The sequence below is a fragment of the Saccharomonospora iraqiensis subsp. paurometabolica YIM 90007 genome, from assembly GCF_000231035.2.
In the GTDB taxonomy this organism is placed as follows: domain Bacteria; phylum Actinomycetota; class Actinomycetes; order Mycobacteriales; family Pseudonocardiaceae; genus Saccharomonospora; species Saccharomonospora paurometabolica.
In genome coordinates this window covers 109,043-109,592 of sequence record NZ_KI912218.1, presented here as the reverse complement: position 1 = coordinate 109,592, position 550 = coordinate 109,043, and the positions used below count along the sequence as shown (strand labels likewise).

1 protein-coding gene is annotated in these 550 nt (G+C 76.2%); it reads right to left on the bottom strand.

The window, feature by feature from the left end; genetic code table 11:
* The coding region (locus SACPADRAFT_RS26180) for a LysR substrate-binding domain-containing protein (RefSeq protein WP_040924058.1) at positions 1-550 on the bottom strand (550 nt) is incomplete at both ends.

Here is a 550-nt window from a genome sequence, read left to right as displayed (position 1 = left end):
GCGACTGCCGCGCCGGGTGGCGGCGAGGATCCGCCGCGCGGGTGCGTGTTCGCCCCGCAGCGGGATCCGCGCGACCGGCCGGTCCTCGTGCAACCGCGCGAGGCGGGGCACGAGGATGATGCCGAACCGGTGGGCGACCAGCGCGGTGCCGGTGTCCCACTCGTCGGCGTAGTGGGCGATGTTCGGGGTGAACCCGGCGCCGAGGCAGGCCGTGAGCACCAGCTGGTGGTAGGTGCTGCCGGGGCGGCCCAGGATCCACTGTTCGTCGGCGGCGTCGGCCAGCGTCACCGTCCGCCGTCCGGTGAGCCGGTGCCCGACCGGAACGACCAGATCCAGCGGGTCGTCGAGCAGGTCCCGCTGGTCGAACCGGGTGTCCGAGGTCGGCGGCGTGTCGGCGGTGGCGGTCAGCAGCGCCAGGTCGGCGTCGCCGGCCAGCAGCAGGTCGAAGCAGCGGGCGGGCTCGGCCTCGATGACCCGCACCCCCAGCCGGGGATGCCGGTCCCGCAGCGTCGCCGCCGCGGGCGGCAGCAGGTGGGTCGCGGCGGTGGAG